Here is a 17,931-nt window from a genome sequence, read left to right as displayed (position 1 = left end):
CCTAGCGTTACGCCCTAACCCGGCATTAAGCCGATGAAAGTCGTTTTCTTACGCGGGCCTGTCATCAGCGCTTCAAGCTTTTCCACGCATTGCAGATAGTGTGGCGTTTTTTTGTGCGCGGCGACGGCCTGCTCGTCTCGGTAAGCCTCATAGATATAAAAACGCGTTGGGATAGTTTCATCCTGCAGCACGTCAAAACGCAGATTACCCGGCTCCTCGATCGCCCCCAAGTGATTGGCGCGAAAGACCTCAATAAACTCGTCGATTTTGTCCTGTTTAACGTTAATTTCTACCAGAGTGACGTGCATGACTGCTCCTTGATTCACTTTGAAGGTCAATGTGCTTTCCAACCATAGATTTATTCCCGCCGATTTACCCCCCGCAGCGGCAATTTTGCTGCGCAGTTCACAAATCCCGCGCCCCCCTTCACTTCCCCCACAAGCGTGAGGGAAGCGACATCTATAGTTAAGATTCAAACCCCAGAGAGTGTGAGCTATGGATAACTATTTGATGGCGCTGGACGCCGGCACCGGTAGCATTCGCGCGGTAATTTTTGACTTGGCAGGCAACCAGATAGCCCAGGGCCAGGCCGAGTGGCGGCATTTGGCGGTACCTGACGTACCCGGCTCAATGGAGTTTGATCTCACCCACAACTGGCAATTAACCTGTCAGTGCATCCGCCAGGCGCTGCAAAACGCCGGCCTGACTGGCCAGGCGATCCGTTCCGTAGCCTGCTGTTCCATGCGCGAAGGCATTGTGCTCTACGATCGTAACGGCGCACCTATCTGGGCCTGCGCCAACGTTGATGCACGTGCCAGCCAGGAAGTCAGCGAACTGAAAGAACTGCACAACCATAATTTCGAACGTGAGGTTTACCAGTATTCAGGCCAAACGCTGGCGTTGAGCGCCATACCACGCCTGCTGTGGCTCGCGCATCACCGGCCGGATATTTACCGACAAGCGGCGACGCTGACCATGATCAGCGACTGGCTGGCGAATATGCTAAGCGGCGAACTGGCGGTGGATCCCTCTAATGCCGGTACCACCGGCATGCTGGATTTAGTCAGCCGCGACTGGCGTCCTGCATTGCTCGACATGGCAGGGCTGCGTGCCGACATGCTTTCCCCGGTGAAAGAGACGGGCAGCGTGCTGGGGTATATCACTGAACTGGCGGCAGAACAAAGCGGGCTGTTGCGCGGTACCCCAGTCGTGATGGGCGGTGGGGATGTGCAACTGGGTAGCCTGGGGCTGGGGATCGTGCACGCCGGGCAGACCGCGGTGCTGGGCGGTACCTTCTGGCAACAGATCGTCAATCTGCCGGAACCGGCAACCGATCCAGAGATGAACATCCGCATCAATCCACACGTGATCCCCGGTATGGCACAGGCAGAATCGATCAGCTTCTTCACCGGGTTGACCATGCGCTGGTTCCGCGACGCCTTCTGTGCCGAAGAAAAGCTGATGGCGGAAAGGCTCGGCGTAGATGCCTACAGCTTGTTGGAAGAGATGGCGGCGCGAGTACCACCCGGAGCCTACGGCGTGATGCCGATATTTTCCGATGCCATGCATTTTAAAACCTGGTACCACGCCGCACCGTCGTTTATCAACCTGTCGCTCGACCCCGAGCGTTGTAATAAGCAGACGCTGTTCCGGGCGCTGGAAGAAAACGCCGCCATTGTGTCGGCGTGTAATCTGGAGCAGATCGCCCGTTTCTCCGGCGTGCAGGCGGGATCACTGGTATTCGCCGGCGGTGGTTCAAAGGGCAAATTATGGAGCCAGATCCTCAGCGACGTCACTGGCCTGACGGTACGCGTCCCCGTGGTGAAAGAAGCGACGGCGCTAGGCTGCGCAATTGCTGCCGGCGTGGGCGCAGGACTGTATGAATCACTGGCGCAAACCGGCGAAAAACTGGTGCGCTGGGAGCGCGAATATCAGCCGAATATGGCCAATCATGCGCTATATCAGCGGCAAAAAGAGACCTGGCAACAGGTCTACGCCGATCAGCTTACTCTGGTTGATCACGGGCTGACCACCTCGATGTGGAAAGCGCCGGGGTTATAATCTTCACTCGGGCGCGGCCAGCTGCGCCCTTTGCATAATCTTATGCCGATTACATCGTTGGCCTGACGCCCCAGCGCCAGCCGCCGCCCCGCTCGCTTCCCGTGATTATTCCCCCACAGAAACAGTGTAACCACCGAAAACGGATTTATCCGCCGCAGATGCCTGCGTAAATTGTGATCTCTGTCACTCCGCGCTGGCCGCGCGGTTTACACTTACACTTGGGACGAACGGTACTATGCTGAATAATAATGATAAACCTGCACCATCACCCTGGCTGGCGATTTTTTCGCTCACCGTCGCCTGTTTCGTGATGGTCACCACCGAATTTCTGCCGATCGGCCTGCTGACCAACATCGCCCCCTCCCTGGATGTCAGCACCGGCAAGGCCGGCCTCATGGTGACCGTACCCGGTATCGTCGCGGCCATCGCTGCGCCCGCATTGAGCCTGGCGGCCGGTCGACTTGATCGTCGCCTGCTGATGTTGGCGCTGAGCGTGCTGCTCACGGTCTCCAATCTGGTCTCTGCCCTGGCGGTTAACTTCCCGATGATGCTGCTGGGCCGTGTGCTGCTGGGCATTTGCGTCGGTGGCTTCTGGGCTTTCGCCGCCAACTACGGCCGCCATCTGGTCCCTGAAGCCAGCCAGGGCCGCGCCACTGCCCTGATCCTGAGCGGCATTTCAGTGGGCGCCGTGTGCGGTGTTCCCGCCGGCGCATTGATCGGTGACCTGTTCGGCTGGCGTGCAGCCTTCTTTGGCAGTGCCGTACTGGCGGTCGGGGTATTGTTGGCGCAACTACGCCTGTTGACGTCGGTCCCCCCTACCCGCCCTGTGACCCCACGCGATCTGCTGCTCCCGCTGCGTCTGCCGATGGCACGTACCGGGCTTATCGCCATCGTTCTGTTGTTTATCGGCCACTTTGCCGCCTATACCTACCTGAAACCGCTGCTGCAACAGGTGTTTGTTCTCAGCCCATCGGCGATTTCACTGCAGCTGCTGGCCTACGGTGCCATTGGTTTGCTCGGTACTTTCCTTGGCGAGCGGCTGGCTGAACGCAGCCTACGAGCCACCTTTATCCTGATTGCCGCGATGCTGGCCGCGATCCTGATCGTCTCACCGTTCCTCAGCGGTATCGCGGGTGCCACATTGATGGTGATGGTATGGGGGCTGGCGTTTGGCGCGGTGCCGGTCTGCGCAACCAACTGGATGTTCGCCGCCGTACCCCAAGCCCCGGAGGCGGGCCAGGCATTATTGGTCTGCGTGATTCAGATTGCTTTAGCCTCTGGCGCACTGCTGGGTGGAGAAGTGGTCGACTGGCAAGGCGTCAGCAGCGCGATGCTGTTCGGTGGCGCGCTCACCCTGTCCGCCGCGCTGGTTTTCGGTCTGACCTTGCGCTCCGGCATGATTGGCGCTAAACAGTCATAATCATTGTTCATCCGCAGAAATACACCCCGGCATTGGTCGGGGTTTTGCACTGAGAGCGTTATGGATCATCATTTACTCGCTATCCGGGTATTTAACCGCGTAGTCGAAACCGGCGGTTTCACTCGCGCCGCGGATTCGCTGCGGATGCCTAAGGCCACCGTCACCAAGCTGGTTCAAAACCTGGAAGATCATCTGCAAACCAAGTTGTTCCAACGCACCACCCGCAGCGTGTCGGTGACGCCCGAAGGCGAATGCTATTACCAACGCACGGTTAAGTGGTTGGCTGAACTGGAACAAATGGAAGGCAGCATGACCGAGTCGCAAAGCGCGCCGCAGGGGGTGCTGCGCATTGACGCCGGTGGCTCGACCGCACGCCAACTGCTGCTGCCCGCGCTGCCGGACTTTATCGCACGTTACCCGGAAATCCAGATCGATCTGGGCGTAGGCGACCGGCTCATCGATCTGATTAACGACAGCGCCGACTGCGTGATCCGCAGCGGTCCGCTGGCAGATTCCAGCCTGATTGCCCGCCGGTTGTTCGCGCTTGAATGGGTGACCTGCGCAACCCCGGCCTACCTGGCACGCTACGGTACGCCACAGCACCCTTGCGACCTGGAGCAGGGCTATCCGCTGGCACACTACCGCCATGCGCTGAACGATCGCATCCAGCCGCTGCACTTTGTCGATCGGGGCAAGGAGATTGATATTCAACATCGCTATCACGTCAGCGTTAACGAGGGCAATGCCCTGCTGGCGGCGTCGCTGGCCGGCCTGGGTATCATCCAGACCTTCCGCTTTATGGCGCAGCAGCATCTGGACAGCGGCGAGCTGGTCAGCCTGCTGCAGGATTGGCAGCCACCAAACGAACAGATGTATGTGGTCTATCCCTCCAACCGCCATCTCAGCGCCAAGATGCGCGTGTTTATCGATTGGGCCGTCGAGACGTTTAAATAGCCGATAACCGTCGCTGACAATGAAGTACCGCACGCTGTAACCCGGCGCTTTGTGATATTATTAGACGCATTATTGTTATCACCCGACAGGCACCGACCATGGCATATATCCCAAAAAACTACGCGAGGCTGGAGACCGGCTACCGCGAAAAAGCGTTGAAAATCTTCCCTTGGGTTTGCGGGCGTTGCTCGCGCGAGTTTGTTTACTCAAATCTGCGCGAACTAACGGTCCACCATATCGATCACGACCATAGCAACAACCCGGAAGATGGCAGCAACTGGGAAATGCTGTGCCTGTACTGCCACGATCATGAACATTCAAAATATACCGAAGCCGACCAATATGGCTCAACGGTGATCGCCGGTGAAGACGCGCAAAAAGACATCGGCCTCGCGACCCACAACCCGTTTGCCAATCTGAAGTCGATGCTGAAAAAGTAGCGCCCAAGGCTCTTCATTACTGGTAGCTTAATAACTTATTAAGCTACCAAATTAAAATAATCCCCCTACCTCCCACATCTTCCCAGAACATTCCTACTTACCCACTGACTCAATTACCAGCAAAATAGGCTGTAAAGTTAACCGCATACGGCTTGGCAAGCCGCCGCAGTTGGTGCATATTGTTCAGGCGTTATTGTTGTTAACCTGTTTAATTATCAACCTAACAAGCATATTAACTTAATAAGTTATCAGCTTAATAAATTAAGAGATGGCAGCATGATTGTTTTGATTGGCTCGCAAAAAGGTGGCGTAGGAAAATCAACCAAGGCGGTCAATATCGCCGGGTATCTGATTCTTAAACAGGGGAAAACGGCCATCATCGTTGATGCTGACGATCAGAAATCAATCATGACCTGGTATAACGACCGCCAGAATGTTGAAGGCCTGCCGCATATCCCTGTGGTCGCCGCCTCAGGCAAAATCAAAGAAACGCTGCTGGAGCTGGATCGCCATTACGACTATGTGATTGTCGATACCGCGGGCCGCGATAGCGCCGAACTGCGTTCCGGCTTGCTGGCTGCCGATCTGTTCCTCTCCCCGTTGCGCCCATCGCAGATGGATCTCGACACCGTCGGCTATCTGTCGGAAATGTTTGCCACCGCGCAGGAGTATAACGAGAAGGTGAAAGGCTACATTGTGCTGAACATGTGCCCAACCAACATCTTTATTAATGAAGCCAACGAAGCGGCGCAGGTGTTGAGTGAATACCCAGAATTGACGTTAGTGAGCAACCGTCTGTGTGATCGCAAGATCTACCGTGATGCCTGGGGTGAAGCGATTACCGTGCACGAGGCACATAACGCAAAAGCGCAGGCAGAAATCGAAAGCCTGGTAAAAGAGGTGATTCTGTGAAAAAGCGCACCCCAACCCACCGCATGTCAGAAGACGAATTTATCAACAGCGCCACCTCGCACACCTTGTTGGTGCCCGCAGCCGAAGCCAAACCACAGGGCCGCAAACGCACTTATAAAGCCATTTCAGTCAGCCTGACCGATAACCATATCGATGCTATCGATGAAATTATTATGCAGGCCGCACGTAATGGCGTGGTGCGCATTACCCGTTCAGACATTATCAAGCTGGCGATTGACAGGCTGGCGGAAAAAAGCGAAGAACACCTTATGCAACTGCTGAAAAAGCTGTAGTTAACTTCACAACCTGCCAGCTTAATAAGCTATTAGCTCACCACGTTGGCAGGTAAAAACCCCTGTTCCTGCAATATCGCCTGCCCCTGCGCCCCCAGAATAAACGCGGCTAAACGCTGCGCTCGTTCATCCAACAGGCACAGGCCGTAGTCAGCCCTAATCGCCAGCGACGGCGGGAAATACCTTACCGCCAGTTCGGGAAATTCAGCTAACACGCTGCCATAGCTGGCATAACCGAGAAAAATGTCTGCCTGGCCGCTGTTAACCAGATACTCCGCCGCTAGCCGGCCCGGCGGCAGCGGTGCCGAGTCAGGCCCCCCCACCAATGCCAGCGCCCGTTGCCGCAGTGAATCCCCCGCTCCCGGTGTTATCGTTTCAATGCGGTCAAACAACTGTTGTGCATAGTCACCGGAAGGGTCGGCGCCTGGCGTGGACGTCGCAATCCGCCAGCGTGAATCCAGTAACACCGACAACAATGGCGGTTTAGTTAACTCGGTAATATTGCGCACGGTGGCGCATAGCCGATTCTGTGCAAAACGTTGCACCCGCGGTGATAGCCGCAAATCAACCAAGCGCTGTGGGTGTGCCAGATTGGCCGACGCAAAAATATGCGGATGCTCTCCCGCTTCGATTCGCTGGCGCAACAGACCCGCCGGGCCAAACAGGGTGTCTACCTGTTCACCGGTTTGTGCCTGAAACGCCGCCAGCAAGGGACCCAACGCCCCACGCAGGCTACCGGCAGCAAACAGCAAAATATTACTCACGTTCCCGCTCCCGTTGGCTACGATACAATGGCACCAGCGTTTCAAACTGCCGACCGTCAATCTCTACAGCCACCCGCTCAATGGCCAAATTAAACAGCGGTGACAGGCTCTCGGCGGTGAGTACCCTGGCGCATGCCCCAATTTGATGTTGCCCCGAGGCCCCCAGCAGTAAAGCCCGATCGGCCACCGCATGCGCATGATTAGGTTGATGAGTAGAGAACATTACCGCCATCCGTCTTTCCCGTGCCAAATGCGAGATCAGGCTCAGCACCCGATCCTGATGGTGCAAGTCCAATGCCGAGGTCGGCTCATCGAGCATCAACACCTCACAGCTCATCGCCAGGGCGCGGGCTATCAACACCAGCTGCCGCTGTCCGCCGGACAAACTGCCGAACTCGCGATCGGCGAAGCTCAGCATATCCAGCGACTGCAGGGCTTCTTTAGCCAGCCGATGATCCTGCGCCGACGGCGAACGGAACACCCCCACGTAACGCGCACGCCCCATTAACACAATATCCAATACGCGATAGGCAAAGGGAGCCGCGAAATGCTGCGGCACAAAGCCAATACCGTTTCCCCGTTCAACAGCGCCCTTTTGCAGCGGCAACGTACCCAGCAGCAGCTGCATCAGGGTACTTTTACCACGCCCATTCGGGCCGAGCACCGCCAGCACCTCACCGCGACGCAGTTGCATATTCAGTTGGCTAAATAACGGTGCCTGACCCGGCCAGCCAAAACTCAAATCGTTGACGGCCAATAACGTATCACCCATGCCAACCTCTCAGTTGCGCGCGGCGCAACAGCAACGCAAACAGCGGCGCACCGATCAATGCCGTTAAGATGCCTAACGGAATTTCACTGCTGCTCAACGTACGCGCCAGATCGTCGATCAAAACCATATACAGCGCCCCCAGGCACATAGAGGCCGGCAGCAGACGCCGATGATCGGGGCCGACCAACAGCCGCGCAATGTGTGGGATCACTAACCCTACCCAACCGATACTGCCGCTGACCGCCACCTGCGCAGCAACGATCGCTGCGCACAGCGTCAAAATGAGCCAGCGAGTGCGTTCGACGTTAACCCCCAGCGCAGCAGCATCTTCGTCCCCCATCGACAACACATTAATGCGCCAGCGCAATGCCAGCAGCATCCCGCCAGCCAAGAGCAGCGGCAGGAATAACATCAGCAGTTTGCTATCATTCGCGGTGGCAAAACTGCCCAACAGCCAAAATACGATGCTCGGCAGTTTCTCTTCGGTATCGGCGAGATATTGCAGCAGGCTGACGCAGGCAGAGAAAAATCCACTGAGGATCACCCCGGCCAATACCAGAGACAAGATATTGCGCCTGGCAATGACACTGGTCATCGCGAAAATGAGCAGTAACGCCGCCATGCCGAACACGAATGCAGACAGCAGCAGCATCACCATCGGCAAACTGAGCAAAATCGCCAATGTGCCGCCAAATGCGGCGCCGGAAGAGACACCAATAATATGCGGGTCCACCAGCGGGTTACGAAACACCCCTTGCAGCGCAGCGCCGCATAAGGCCAATGCGGCACCTGCGCCCATCGCCAGCAGCACCCGGGGCACGCGTACCCCGAGGATCACCTGGCGTTGGACCGCATCAATCCCTCCCTGTGGCCCGGTAAGCGGCTCCAGCAGAATCATCAAACTGTGCGTCGCCGATACCGGATAGCGGCCAATGCCCAAGGACACTAACGCACACAGCACTGTCAGTAGTATCAGCCAGCCAAGCTTCATTGCTCGCTCTGGCAGCAACTGCTGCGATAATACTGTCGATAATAGGCGTCCACCCGCTGCTGCAAATTAACGTCGCTGAAGCGCTGTGGGTAAAGCTTTTTCGCCATCCACAGTTCGCCCAACGCCAGCGCTTCCGGCATGGGGTAGCCCCAGGCCTTGGCGTATTCAGGCATCAGGTAGACACGTTTATTTTTCACCGCATCAATACCCTGCCACTGCGGGGAGCTGAGGATTTGTTTCACCACCTCAGGATAGCGCTCTTGCACAAAAATCACCGCCGGGTTCCATTTCAACACGTCCTCAATCGACACCTGCTTAAATCCCTGAATATCTTTTGCCGCCACGTTCAGCGCACCCGCATGCTGCATCATCAGCCCTGTGTATTTGCCTGAGCCATAGGTGGTTAAATCCGGGTTAGCCATATAGACCCGTACGCGTTGATCTTCCGGCACGTCCCGCAGCCGATCGGCCACCAGCGTCCGCTGTTGGAACACGTCCCGAATCAGCGCTTCAGCCTGCGGTTGATGGCCCATTACCGTACCAATAAGACGAATGCCGTCTTGCAGGCCAAGATTGTAAGCCTGGTCTTCATCGTTCAGCACCGGGTTCATTTTCCCGGCCTGATCCGCCGCTTCACGGCGCAGCGAAACCGCGACCACAGGGATACCTGCACCCGCTATCTGAGCAATCATTTCCGGCGGCGCGTAGTTGGCAACAAACACCACCTGCGGATGCAATTTGAGCAGGCTTTCAATGTTCACCGACGTGAGATCGCCCGGCATCGGCATGTTCGCCAGTTCCGGTGCCAGCCGCAGATAGTTTGGCCCAAGTTGCTTTTTCCAACTGCTAAGCACACCCACGACCTGCGGCATAGCATCAAGTTGCACCAACAGATTCAACGTCTGGTGTTGCAGCACTACAGCGCGGGTGATGGTATCGGGCAACGTGACCTGCCTGTTGAGTTGATCGGTAACCTGGCGATCTGCCTGCGCGGCGGAAGAAAACAGGATGATAAATAGCAGCATCCGAGGGAAGCGTTTGAACATGGGAAATTCCGGTGAGTTATCGTTATATACAAAATCATATAGCGATAACCCTGGCGAAACAATCAGCGGGATCAAAACAAAGGGATCTATGCGCAAGCGGGCGGATTTATCGCCTGTGGTAGGCGAGAGAATTAAAATCAATGCGGGCAGTTTGAGAGTCCCCAGTCACTCAGGAAAGTGACTGGGGTGGTCAACGCAGGTATCGGGATTCTTACTTCAGCGTAAAACTTTGCGCCTGTACGTTGTCGGAATCCAGCCCCACCATCACGTTGAACTTGCCCGGTTCTGCGCCCCATTTCAGGCTGGCGTTATAGAACTTGAGATCGTCTTCAGTGATTGGCAGCTCAACGGTCTGCGCCTGGCCCGCTTTCAGCGTGACTTTTTTAAAGTTGCGCAGCTCTTTCACCGGGCGGCTAACCGACGCGGTCACGTCCTGCAGATACAACTGCACCACGGTCGCACCGTCATATTTACCGGTGTTCTTGAGCGTAACGCTGGCGGTGATCTTGCCGTTGCGCGCCATTGTCGGGCTGGAGAGTTTCAGGTCCGACAGGCTAAAGCTGGTATAACTCAGGCCGTAACCAAACGGATACAACGGGCCATTGGGTGAATCAAAGTAACGGGAGGTGTACTTGCCCGGATTTTCCTTGCCAAATGGACGGCCAGTATTCAGATGGTTGTAGTACATCGGGATCTGCCCGACCGAACGCGGGAAGGTCATCGGCAGTTTGCCTGACGGGTTGTAGTCGCCAAACAGCACGTCGGCCACCGCATTGCCGCCTTCGGTGCCGCTGTACCAGGTTTCCAGCATCGCATCGGCCTGTTGGCTTTCCCAGCTCAGCGCCAGTGGGCGACCATTCATCAACACCAACACCAGCGGCTTACCCGTGGCTTTCAGCGCGGCGATCAGGTCACGCTGACTTTGTGGAATGGTAATATCGGCGCGGCTGGAGGCCTCGTGCGCCATACCCTGCGACTCACCGACGACGGCCACCACCACATCGGCTTTCTTCGCGGCCTGCACCGCCTCGTCAATCATCTGCTGTGGCGGGCGAGTATCAAACACCACAGCCGGTTCATACTCGTTCAGGTAGTCGATAATGCTCTTGTCCTGAGTGACGTTGGCACCCTTGGCGTAGAGAATCTTCGCCTTGTCACCCACCGCACGCTCCAGCCCTTCGCGAAGGGTCACCGACTGTTTGACCACCCCAGCGGCTGACCAACTGCCCATCACGTCACGTTGACTGTCGGCCATCGGGCCGACCAGCGCAATGGTGCTCTGCTTGCTCAGCGGCAGCGTCTGCTTGTCATTCTTCAGCAGTACCATGGTTTTACGCGCAACCACGCGCGCTTCGGCACGGTGCAAGCGGCTTTCGGCATTCGTGTCTTGTGGATCAGACCCCACCGGGCCAAGGTGGGTATACGGGTCTTTGAACAAACCCATGTCATATTTGGTATTCAACACGTCCCGACAAGCGCGATCGATGTCGCTTTCCGACACCAGCCCGTCCTTCACCAATCCCGGCAGGTATTGGTCGTAATATTCGTCGCTCATGCTCATGTCGACACCAGAGGTGATCGCCAGCCGCACGGCGTCGCGCGGATCTTCAGCCACACCGTGTTTGATCAGTTCTTTAATCGCGCCGTGGTCACTGATGGTGATGCCCTTAAAGCCCCACTGGTCGCGCAGCAGATCTTTCAGCAGCCACGGGTTAGCGGTCGCCGGAATGCCGTTCACCGAATTGAGCGACACCATAACGCCACCGCTGCCTGCATCCACCGCCGCCTTATACGGCGGCAGGTAGTCCTGGTACATTCTCAACGGGCTCATATCGACCGTGTTATAGTCGCGGCCCCCTTCGGTGGCACCGTACAGTGCAAAGTGTTTCACGCTGGCCATGATTGCGCCGGGCTTGGAAGGATCGCCGTTTTGATACGCATCCACCATCACTTTGGCTATTGTAGACACCAACCAGGTATCTTCACCGAAACCTTCCGATACCCGGCCCCAGCGCGGATCGCGGGTGATATCCACCATGGGGGAGAACGTCATGTTCAGGCCGTCGTCGCTGGCTTCCTGGGCCGATACGCGGCCACTGAGCGCAATGGCTTCGAGATCAAAACTGGCGGCCAATCCGAGGCTAATCGGGAATACGGTACGCTGGCCGTGCACCACATCATAGGCGAAGAACAACGGGATTTTCAGGCGGCTGAGCTGCATGGCCTGGTCCTGCATCGCGCGGATATCCGGTCGGGTAACCGTATTGAAGATGGCACCAATTTGGCCCTTACTGATACCGTCGCGGATCGCCTCTTTCGGGTTATCCGGCCCCACGCTGATTAATCGCAACTGCCCGATTTTTTCTTCCAGCGTCATCTGTTTCATCAGGTTGGAGACAAAGGCGTCGCGCTGCTGCGCATTGACACCTTGCATGACGGTGCTTTCCTGCGCAAAAACCGGGCTGATGGCCAGACCGGACAACATACTCACCACACAAAGCCATTTCATATTTTTTATCTCAGGCATGTTCCCATCGCAGGCCGCGGCGGGGATGATCAATCAATGTGAAAAGCAGTGTGCCATACTCCTTTTCACCGCAGAAATAATTTGTAATGTTAAAGGTTACAAGCTGTTAGCGGAGGCTGGGCGATAGTTTTGCAACCGGACACGGCTTTGCGCAGCCTCGTCGCCGAGGAAATCGACCAGCGTGGCTAATGCAAGTGGTTGCACAGCCCGTTCAGGATAGACCAAATAGTATGCCGCGCCGCTGACAACGCTGAGTGCGAAAGGTGTGACGATGCGCTGCGCCTGAATATCCTCTTCCAACAAGCACAAATCGCCGATGGCGATCCCAAAACCCTGTAGCGCGGCGCTCATCGCCAGATCGAGCGTATCGAAATGCTGCGCCTTGCGCGAAGGCAGCGCCTCTTTTCCTGCCGCTTTCAACCACAACAGCCAATCGCGACGATCGCGTGTCGGGTGCAGCAGGGTTTTCTCTGACAGATCGGCCAGGGTTGGTGGCTGGGGTAATTCGGGCAGATAAGACGGCGTGCAGACCGGCGTGAGGATTTCATCGAACAGATGATGCACCGTCAACTTTTTGCCCTGAGGCCGCCCGAACACCACGGCGGCATCGAAATGTTCCGCGCCGAAATCCAGCCCGTGCGATACCGAAGCGGTCAGCTCAATGTGCATTTCCGGTCGTTCGTTTTGCAGCCGAATAATGCGCGGTAACACCCAGCGCATTGCACAAGTCGGGCACTTTATACGCAGGGTTCCTGACTGCGCCCCAACGCGCGATAACGCCTCATCCAACTGCCCCAGAGCCTGCTGCACCGGAACCACTAGCAGTGCGCCCTGTGGGGTCAGTGCCAGGCCACGTGCTTGACGGCTAAATAATGGGTAGCCTAGATGCTGCTCCAGCCCGAGGATCTGCCTGCTCACGGCCCCCTGCGTCAGGTGCAAACTCTGAGCGGCATGGGTGAAATTCAGCCGTTGAGCCACCACCACAAAGGTTTTTAACACATCGAGCGACGGTAATGGTGTCTGCATAGCGAGCTCCTCTGGATACTCAAAATTACAAAGATTCCCCCAAATAATTGGAACGACATCCAGGCGGCCAATGAACGCAGCCCGATGAGCTGACATGAGCCAGTGATTCGGCTAAGCGGCAAATATTTGAACGTTGCTTGCAGCCGCTCCCTTAGGGGTGAGGCCCAAGGATGGGCCAAATCACGCAACCAACGCCGAGATCGTTTCAAGAATGAAGGGGAATTAGGCATGATCTGCATGCATGGCAAGTATGACAAACTTTCCCTTGTTGGCCTACCGTCATTGATGCTTAATCAAACGATACTTCCCCCTTCTCCCTGGAGCCACTCATGCAGAGCGCCTGCTCACACCGCTCGAAGTTGCCGGACGTCGGCACCACTATTTTTACCGTTATTGGCCAGCTCAGTGCTGAACATCAGGCGTTGAACCTGTCGCAGGGCGCACCCAACTTTGCCTGTGAACCGCAGTTGGTTGAGGCGGTAGCGCAAGCCATGCGTGCAGGTCATAACCAATACGCCCCGATGAGTGGCGTAGCGGCGTTACGATCGGCACTGGCAGATAAAGTCGAACAATTGTATGGCGCGCGCTACGACGCCAACGAAGAAATCACGGTCATTGCCAGCGCCAGTGAAGGATTGTACTCCGCCATCAGCGCGCTGGTGCACCCGGGCGATGAGGTTATTTATTTCGAACCGGCATTCGACAGCTATGCCCCTATTGTACGTCTGCAGGGTGCCACCCCGGTTGCCATCAAGCTTTCGTTACAGGATCTGCACATTGACTGGGATGAGGTCGCTGCCGCCATCAACAGCAAAACGCGGATGATCATCGTAAACAGCCCGCATAACCCAACGGGTAGCGTATTTGGCGAGCATGACATTGAGCGACTGACCGCCCTGACGCGTAACACCGACATCGTTATTCTGTCCGATGAAGTGTATGAGCACGTTGTTTTCGACGGTGACATTCATCACAGCATGGCACGCCACCCGCAATTAGCCGAACGCAGTGTGATTGTCTCGTCATTTGGCAAGACTTATCACGTGACAGGCTGGCGCGTCGGTTACTGTATGGCACCCGCAGCCTTGATGGACGAGATCCGTAAAGTGCATCAGTTTATGGTGTTCTCTGCCGATACACCGATGCAATATGCCTTCGCTGACGCATTGAGCAACCCGCAGAGTTATCTGGGACTGGCGGCCTTTTATCAGCAGAAACGTGATTTACTGACCAGCGCGCTGCAAGATTCTCGCTTTGAATTGCTGCCCAGCCGTGGCAGTTTCTTTATATTGGCCCGTTTTAGCGGCTTCAGTCAGGAAAGCGACAACGATTTTGCGGTACGACTGATCCGCGAAGCCAAAGTGGCGACTATCCCGCTGTCGGCGTTTTACAGCGACGGAACCGACACCGGTATTATTCGACTGAGTTTTTCAAAAGATAACGAAACCCTGCTGGAAGGCGCACGCCGTCTGTGTCAGGTGTAATGTATTCATTTTTGCTTTGACCATGGGAAAAGGGCTCTGAATATGAAATCACTGAAAACGTTGATCGCCGCAGGCTGCCTGCTGGCCGCCGGTTCCACGCTGGCGGCGGAAAATACGCTGCGCTTCGGCCTGGAAGCACTGTATCCTCCATTCGAATCCAAATCTGCCAGCGGTCAGCTTGAAGGTTTTGATATCGATCTGGGTAAGGCCGTATGCGCCACTGCACAGTTGAAATGCACTTGGGTCGAAACCTCATTCGATAGCCTGATCCCGGCGTTAAAAGCACGCAAATTTGACGCCATTAACTCGGCAATGAACGTCACTGACCAACGTCGTCAGGCCATAGATTTCACCGACGCAATCTATCAGGTGCCGAACCGGCTGATCGCCAAGGCGGACAGCGGCCTGCTGCCAAATGCCGCCTCATTGGCTGGCAAGCATGTCGGCGTGTTGCAAGGCTCAATTCAGGAAACCTACGCCAAGGTACATTGGGCACCGCAAGGCGTGGACGTCGTGTCTTATCAGGATCAGAACCAGGCTTACCTTGATCTGACCGCCGGACGCCTCGACGCCACGCTGGTGATGGCTCCTTCAGGGCAAAGCGGTTTTCTGTCCCAGCCTGACGGCAAAGGCTTCGCCTTTGTTGGCGATGCGGTCAGTGACGACAAGATCCTGGGTGAGGGCATTGCCTTCGGCCTGCGTAAAGGGGATGACGCACTGAAGAAAAAGCTGAATGACGCCATCGTCAAAGTGAAACAGCAAGGCACTGTGAGCCAGTTGGCAAAGAAATACTTTGGCGATATTGATGTGACAGTGAAGTAAAAAAACCAGGGGCGGAAATCACTTCGCCCCTGTTTGCTTTAGCGATCGAACACCGAACTGTTCAACGCGCGATCTTGCTGATGGCGCTCCAGCGCCAGTTCAATCAGGCGGGTAATCAGTTGGCTGTAACTGACGCCACTGGCGGCCCATAATTTGGGATACATACTGATGTTGGTGAAGCCCGGCAGCGTGTTGATCTCGTTGATCACCACGTTGTTGTCCGGCGTCAGGAACACGTCCACACGCGCCAGACCGAAGCATTCCAGCGCACGAAACGCTTTCAGCGCTACGTCACGTATTTTGTCGCTCACCTCCGGCGTAATCGCCGCCGGCACGATCACCTGAGCACCCTGCTCATTGATGTACTTGGTGTCGTAGGAGTAGAAGGCATCGCTCAACACAATTTCACCACATAGGCTGGCCTGCGGTTCATCGTTGCCCAATACGGCGCACTCAATCTCACGGCCAACAATCGCCGACTCCACCAACACTTTATGATCGAAGCTGAACGCCAGCGTCACGGCAGCCTCAAAGCCGGCGCGATCCTGGACCTTGCTGACCCCCACCGAAGACCCCTGGTTAGCGGGCTTAACAAACAAGGGCAATCCCAGGCGTTCGCTGAGCTGTTCAAAGCTGAATTTCGCGCGATTAACGCGTGTCAGTGTCACAAACGGCGCGACTGCCAGCCCGGCATCACGCAATAAACGTTTCGTGACATCTTTGTCCATGCTGACCGCCGACCCTAGCACACCGGCACCGACAAACGGCAAATTGGCCATCCGCAACAACCCCTGCAGCGAGCCGTCTTCCCCGAGCGTGCCATGAACGATGGGGAAAATAACGTCGAGCTGGCCCAGCGTGCTGGCGCTGCCAGATTCGATCAGCTGTTGTTTTTCCTGGCCGGGGATCAGAGCCACATTTTTATTTGAGCGGTTCAGTGCTATCAGCGCCGGGTTTTCCGCATTCAGCAGATAATTGGACGCATCGTTAATGTGCCATTGCCCCTGCTTGTCGATCCCCAATAGCGTGACGTCAAACTTCTCTTTGTCGATTGCATCCACGATGTTCTTTGCCGATTGTAGCGAAACCTCATGCTCCGCCGATTTACCGCCAAAGATCACCCCAACACGTAATTTAGCCACGCCTTAAATCCTTCTGAAAAATCAGTGCAAAAAAAGTCGTTTATCACAATAAACGCATTGCCCGACGGCGGCAATCATTGTGACCCGGAATCTTCCTATGCCACGGATTGCACAATTCTCAACATCCCAAACGTATATACTTCGTATATAAATCGCTTATGGAGCTGATTATGGGCATTGTGAAAATTTCAGACGCACTGCATGACGATCTTCGCCTCGCAAGTCTCTCGATGACGCGTTCAATCAACGCGCAGGCGGAATACTGGATCAAGATCGGGATGTTGGCGGAATTCCATCCGGAACTGACCTACCCCCAATTGGTAAAAAAAATGATGAAAGATAACGCGCTGACGTTGAAGGAGATTGTCGGGTGAAAGAGATTGTGATCAAAACGTCGGAAGAAATTGCCAAAATGCGTCACTCTGGCGCCCTGCTGGCGCAGGTGTTTGCTATGCTCGATGAGGTGATTGTCGAAGGCATCTCTACTATGGAGATCAACGACCGCGCCGAAGCCTTTATCGTCAATGAGTTGAAGTCGCGCCCGGCCAGCAAAGGCCAGTACGACTTCCCTTATGTGCTTAATACATCGATCGACGATGTGATCTGCCACGGTATTCCTTCTGCCAGTAAAATTTTGCGTTCCGGCATGATCGTTAACGTAGACATTACGCTGGAAAATGACGGCTACATCGCTGACTCCAGTAAAATGTACTGCATCGGGCAGACCACGCCCTTGGCCAAGCGGCTGGTAAACACGGTGTATGAGTCACTGTGGCAAGGCATCCGCGTAGTGAAACCCGGAGCCACATTGGGTGATATCGGCCATGCTATTCAGCAGCACGCCGAAAAAGCCGGCTACAGCATTGTGCGCGAATACTGCGGCCACGGCATTGGTCGCGACATGCATGAAGAACCCGCGGTGTTGCACTTTGGCATGCCGGGCACCGGCATGGTATTACAGGAAGGCATGGTGTTTACCATCGAGCCCATGATCAACCAAGGTGATCATCGGATTAAGCAGAAAAAAGACGGTTGGACGGTAGTGACCCGCGACAAGAAGCTCTCTGCCCAATGGGAGCATACCGTCGCAGTAACCGCCGACGGCGTGGAAATCCTGACGCTGCGAGACGAAGAGCGTCGGGCTGGCTACCTGGAACGTTATTAATTCACGCAAGCTATCAACTTAATAAGCTAACAAGCTAATAGGCCATTACATTATTACCCTATGGCTCTCACTTTACCGCCGACGATACGGCGAACGGGAAAGGCATGGGGTA

The 17,931-nt window shown here is 55.7% G+C and carries 18 protein-coding genes; 10 read left to right on the top strand and 8 right to left on the bottom strand.

Annotation, left to right across the window (positions count from 1 at the left end; all coding sequences use genetic code 11):
- Positions 1 to 14: 14 nt before the first annotated feature.
- Positions 15 to 308 carry a (4S)-4-hydroxy-5-phosphonooxypentane-2,3-dione isomerase gene (lsrG, locus tag JOE25_RS00425; protein ID WP_209632256.1) on the bottom strand — a complete coding sequence of 98 codons (294 nt, stop codon included), beginning with the start codon at positions 306 to 308 and terminating at the stop codon, positions 15 to 17.
- A gap of 187 nt (positions 309 to 495) precedes the next feature.
- On the opposite strand from lsrG, the gene lsrK reads away from it, so the two are divergent.
- From lsrK to JOE25_RS00395, 6 genes are all read left to right on the top strand, one after another.
- Positions 496 to 2,061 (top strand): autoinducer-2 kinase, encoded by a 1,566-nt coding sequence (gene lsrK, locus JOE25_RS00420; protein ID WP_209632255.1) that lies wholly within the window; start codon positions 496 to 498, stop codon positions 2,059 to 2,061.
- Positions 2,062 to 2,296: 235 nt separating this feature from the next.
- Positions 2,297 to 3,481, top strand: a complete 1,185-nt coding sequence (locus tag JOE25_RS00415; protein ID WP_209632254.1) for an MFS transporter — start codon at positions 2,297 to 2,299, stop codon at positions 3,479 to 3,481.
- A gap of 60 nt (positions 3,482 to 3,541) precedes the next feature.
- On the top strand, positions 3,542 to 4,435 hold the full coding sequence (locus JOE25_RS00410; RefSeq protein WP_209632253.1) for a LysR family transcriptional regulator: 894 nt from the start codon (positions 3,542 to 3,544) through the stop codon (positions 4,433 to 4,435).
- Between the two features lie 98 nt (positions 4,436 to 4,533).
- The gene (gene yajD / locus JOE25_RS00405) at positions 4,534 to 4,875 is read left to right on the top strand and encodes an HNH nuclease YajD (RefSeq protein ID WP_037425115.1); all 342 of its coding nucleotides are present in this window, start codon (positions 4,534 to 4,536) and stop codon (positions 4,873 to 4,875) included.
- Positions 4,876 to 5,151: 276 nt separating this feature from the next.
- Positions 5,152 to 5,787, top strand: coding sequence for an AAA family ATPase (locus JOE25_RS00400; protein WP_037425112.1), 636 nt, complete (start codon positions 5,152 to 5,154; stop codon positions 5,785 to 5,787).
- Positions 5,784 to 6,080, top strand: coding sequence for a hypothetical protein (locus JOE25_RS00395; RefSeq protein ID WP_209632252.1), 297 nt, complete (start codon positions 5,784 to 5,786; stop codon positions 6,078 to 6,080). Before JOE25_RS00400 ends, JOE25_RS00395 begins: the two co-directional genes overlap by 4 nt.
- Before the next feature lie 32 nt (positions 6,081 to 6,112).
- On the opposite strand, the gene JOE25_RS00390 is transcribed toward JOE25_RS00395, so the two are convergent.
- The 6 genes from JOE25_RS00390 to JOE25_RS00365 all read right to left on the bottom strand — a co-directional run bounded on the left by JOE25_RS00390 (position 6,113) and on the right by JOE25_RS00365 (position 13,206).
- Positions 6,113 to 6,844 carry a substrate-binding domain-containing protein gene (locus tag JOE25_RS00390; RefSeq protein ID WP_209632251.1) on the bottom strand — a complete coding sequence of 244 codons (732 nt, stop codon included), beginning with the start codon at positions 6,842 to 6,844 and terminating at the stop codon, positions 6,113 to 6,115.
- Entirely contained in the window at positions 6,837 to 7,616 is a 780-nt protein-coding gene (locus JOE25_RS00385; RefSeq protein WP_209632250.1) for an ABC transporter ATP-binding protein, read from the bottom strand. The genes JOE25_RS00390 and JOE25_RS00385 overlap by 8 nt, the downstream gene beginning before the upstream one ends.
- The gene (locus tag JOE25_RS00380; protein ID WP_209632249.1) at positions 7,609 to 8,607 is read right to left on the bottom strand and encodes an iron ABC transporter permease; all 999 of its coding nucleotides are present in this window, start codon (positions 8,605 to 8,607) and stop codon (positions 7,609 to 7,611) included. Before JOE25_RS00380 ends, JOE25_RS00385 begins: the two co-directional genes overlap by 8 nt.
- A complete protein-coding gene (locus tag JOE25_RS00375; protein WP_209632248.1) occupies positions 8,604 to 9,653 on the bottom strand; it encodes an ABC transporter substrate-binding protein in 1,050 nt (349 codons plus the stop codon). The genes JOE25_RS00380 and JOE25_RS00375 overlap by 4 nt, the downstream gene beginning before the upstream one ends.
- 211 nt (positions 9,654 to 9,864) lie before the next feature.
- Positions 9,865 to 12,162: a beta-glucosidase BglX gene (bglX, locus tag JOE25_RS00370; RefSeq protein WP_209632247.1), complete on the bottom strand. Its 2,298-nt coding sequence runs from the start codon at positions 12,160 to 12,162 to the stop codon at positions 9,865 to 9,867.
- A gap of 114 nt (positions 12,163 to 12,276) precedes the next feature.
- Positions 12,277 to 13,206 carry a LysR substrate-binding domain-containing protein gene (locus tag JOE25_RS00365; protein ID WP_209632246.1) on the bottom strand — a complete coding sequence of 310 codons (930 nt, stop codon included), beginning with the start codon at positions 13,204 to 13,206 and terminating at the stop codon, positions 12,277 to 12,279.
- A gap of 329 nt (positions 13,207 to 13,535) precedes the next feature.
- On the opposite strand from JOE25_RS00365, the gene JOE25_RS00360 reads away from it, so the two are divergent.
- Together JOE25_RS00360 and JOE25_RS00355 are read left to right on the top strand one after the other, a co-directional pair.
- Positions 13,536 to 14,690: a pyridoxal phosphate-dependent aminotransferase gene (locus JOE25_RS00360; RefSeq protein WP_209632245.1), complete on the top strand. Its 1,155-nt coding sequence runs from the start codon at positions 13,536 to 13,538 to the stop codon at positions 14,688 to 14,690.
- A gap of 42 nt (positions 14,691 to 14,732) precedes the next feature.
- Positions 14,733 to 15,512 carry an ABC transporter substrate-binding protein gene (locus JOE25_RS00355; protein ID WP_209632244.1) on the top strand — a complete coding sequence of 260 codons (780 nt, stop codon included), beginning with the start codon at positions 14,733 to 14,735 and terminating at the stop codon, positions 15,510 to 15,512.
- 38 nt (positions 15,513 to 15,550) lie between these two features.
- Here JOE25_RS00355 and ddlA read toward each other — a convergent pair whose 3' ends face one another.
- Positions 15,551 to 16,654, bottom strand: a complete 1,104-nt coding sequence (gene ddlA, locus JOE25_RS00350; RefSeq protein ID WP_209632243.1) for a D-alanine--D-alanine ligase — start codon at positions 16,652 to 16,654, stop codon at positions 15,551 to 15,553.
- Between the two features lie 170 nt (positions 16,655 to 16,824).
- On the opposite strand from ddlA, the gene JOE25_RS00345 reads away from it, so the two are divergent.
- Positions 16,825 to 17,028, top strand: a complete 204-nt coding sequence (locus JOE25_RS00345; RefSeq protein WP_208060662.1) for a ParD-like family protein — start codon at positions 16,825 to 16,827, stop codon at positions 17,026 to 17,028.
- Positions 17,025 to 17,819: a type I methionyl aminopeptidase gene (gene map, locus JOE25_RS00340; RefSeq protein ID WP_209632242.1), complete on the top strand. Its 795-nt coding sequence runs from the start codon at positions 17,025 to 17,027 to the stop codon at positions 17,817 to 17,819. The genes JOE25_RS00345 and map overlap by 4 nt, the downstream gene beginning before the upstream one ends.
- Positions 17,820 to 17,931: the final 112 nt, after the last annotated feature.

Origin of the sequence: Serratia sp. PL17, from assembly GCF_017832355.1 — a bacterium.
GTDB lineage: Bacteria > Pseudomonadota > Gammaproteobacteria > Enterobacterales > Enterobacteriaceae > Serratia.
Note: the sequence above shows the minus strand (reverse complement) of the source record. Positions and strands in the feature narration are given on the sequence as shown.

What these genes read in the sequence shown, in the direction of transcription:
- lsrG (WP_209632256.1), bottom strand. Translation starts at nt 308, where the DNA reads ATGCACGTCACTCTGGTAGAAATTAACGTTAAACAGGACAAAATCGAC.
- lsrK (WP_209632255.1), top strand. Translation starts at nt 496, where the DNA reads ATGGATAACTATTTGATGGCGCTGGACGCCGGCACCGGTAGCATTCGC.
- JOE25_RS00415 (WP_209632254.1), top strand. Translation starts at nt 2,297, where the DNA reads ATGCTGAATAATAATGATAAACCTGCACCATCACCCTGGCTGGCGATT.
- JOE25_RS00410 (WP_209632253.1), top strand. Translation starts at nt 3,542, where the DNA reads ATGGATCATCATTTACTCGCTATCCGGGTATTTAACCGCGTAGTCGAA.
- yajD (WP_037425115.1), top strand. Translation starts at nt 4,534, where the DNA reads ATGGCATATATCCCAAAAAACTACGCGAGGCTGGAGACCGGCTACCGC.
- JOE25_RS00400 (WP_037425112.1), top strand. Translation starts at nt 5,152, where the DNA reads ATGATTGTTTTGATTGGCTCGCAAAAAGGTGGCGTAGGAAAATCAACC.
- JOE25_RS00385 (WP_209632250.1), bottom strand. Translation starts at nt 7,616, where the DNA reads ATGGGTGATACGTTATTGGCCGTCAACGATTTGAGTTTTGGCTGGCCG.
- JOE25_RS00380 (WP_209632249.1), bottom strand. Translation starts at nt 8,607, where the DNA reads ATGAAGCTTGGCTGGCTGATACTACTGACAGTGCTGTGTGCGTTAGTG.
- JOE25_RS00375 (WP_209632248.1), bottom strand. Translation starts at nt 9,653, where the DNA reads ATGTTCAAACGCTTCCCTCGGATGCTGCTATTTATCATCCTGTTTTCT.
- bglX (WP_209632247.1), bottom strand. Translation starts at nt 12,162, where the DNA reads ATGAAATGGCTTTGTGTGGTGAGTATGTTGTCCGGTCTGGCCATCAGC.
- JOE25_RS00365 (WP_209632246.1), bottom strand. Translation starts at nt 13,206, where the DNA reads ATGCAGACACCATTACCGTCGCTCGATGTGTTAAAAACCTTTGTGGTG.
- JOE25_RS00360 (WP_209632245.1), top strand. Translation starts at nt 13,536, where the DNA reads ATGCAGAGCGCCTGCTCACACCGCTCGAAGTTGCCGGACGTCGGCACC.
- JOE25_RS00355 (WP_209632244.1), top strand. Translation starts at nt 14,733, where the DNA reads ATGAAATCACTGAAAACGTTGATCGCCGCAGGCTGCCTGCTGGCCGCC.
- JOE25_RS00345 (WP_208060662.1), top strand. Translation starts at nt 16,825, where the DNA reads ATGGGCATTGTGAAAATTTCAGACGCACTGCATGACGATCTTCGCCTC.